This window comes from Streptomyces sp. SID5910, assembly GCF_009862125.1.
GTDB lineage: Bacteria > Actinomycetota > Actinomycetes > Streptomycetales > Streptomycetaceae > Streptomyces.
On record NZ_WWHX01000178.1, the window covers coordinates 1 to 1,301 of the forward strand.

1 protein-coding gene is annotated in these 1,301 nt (G+C 77.1%); it reads left to right on the forward strand.

Features of this window, described 5'->3' with window-relative positions; translation table 11 throughout:
* Positions 1–1,249: PP2C family protein-serine/threonine phosphatase (locus tag GTW67_RS06390; RefSeq protein ID WP_161163820.1), on the forward strand; the 1,249-nt coding region annotated here is incomplete at its 5' end.
* Positions 1,250–1,301: the final 52 nt, after the last annotated feature.

Below are 1,301 nucleotides of genomic sequence, written 5' to 3' on the forward strand. Positions count from 1 at the left end.
GGCCGCCGCCTCGACGGCGCCGCTGTACCGCCCGATCGTGCTGGCCGTGGCCCTGACCGAGGCGGTCACCGCCCGCCAGGTGTCCGCCGTGGTCGTGCGCGAGCTGCTGCCGGCCTTCGGCGGGCGGCGGCTCGCCATCTACCTGCTCCAGGACCGGCATCTGCACCTCGCCTGGGAGACGGGCTTCCCGCCCGGCTTCCTCGACCCGTTCGAGGGTGTCGGTCTCGACGCGCGGCTGCCCGGCGTCGAGACGCTCACCAGCGGCCGTCCGCTCTTCTTCGACTCGATGCAGGCGCTGGCCGCCGCCTACCCGGGCATCCCCCTGGACGCCACGGAGGGCGCCCGCGCCTTCCTGCCGCTGATCGCCTCCGGGCGCCCGGTCGGCTCCTGCATCCTCGGCTTCGACCGCTCCCGGGGCTTCGCCACCGAGGAGCGCACGGTGCTCACCGCCCTCGCGGGACTGATCGCGCACGCCATGGAGAAGGCCCGGCGCTACGAGTCCGAGACCGCGCTCGCCCGGGGCCTCCAGCGGGCCCTGCTGCCCCGCCGCCTGCCGGCGCACCCCCGGCTGGAGACCGCCGGACGCTATCTGCCCGGCACCCAGGGCATGGACGTGGGCGGCGACTGGTACGACGTCGTCGTCTCGGGCAGCGGCATGGCCCTGGTCATCGGCGACGTCCAGGGGCACGGGGTGCAGGCGGCGGCCATGATGGGGCAACTGCGCAGCGCGGCGCGGGCCTTCGCGCTCGGTGACCGGCCGCCCGACGAGGTGATGAGCGGTACCAACCACCTCCTGATCGATCTGGACGCGGGCCTGTTCGCGAGCTGCTGCTACATCCGGCTGGACCCGGCCACGGGACGCGCCTGCGCCGCCCGCGCCGGGCATCCGCCGCCGATCGTGCGCCACCCGGACGGGCGCACCCGGGTCCTGGACCTTCCCGGCGGGGTGGTGCTGGGCGTGGACCCGGGGGCCCGCTACCCCCTGACCGAGTTCCGGCTCGATCCCGGCGCGGTCCTCGCGCTCTACACCGACGGCCTGGTGGAGCGGCCCGGCACCGACATCGACGACGGCATCACCGCGCTCCGGGTGGCCCTGGCGAGGGCCGGTGACCCCGCGGCGCGGCCCGGCGGCGGGCTCGCGGCGGTGGCCGACCGGCTCACCGTGGCCGCGCGGCACGCCACCGACCGCCCCGACGACATCGCCCTGCTGCTCGCCACCCGCCGGCCCGGCCACGGGAGCCCCGGGTGAGGGCGCGTCCCGTGCCCGGCCCGTGGGACACCGTCGTCCCCGGGGGCGCCCC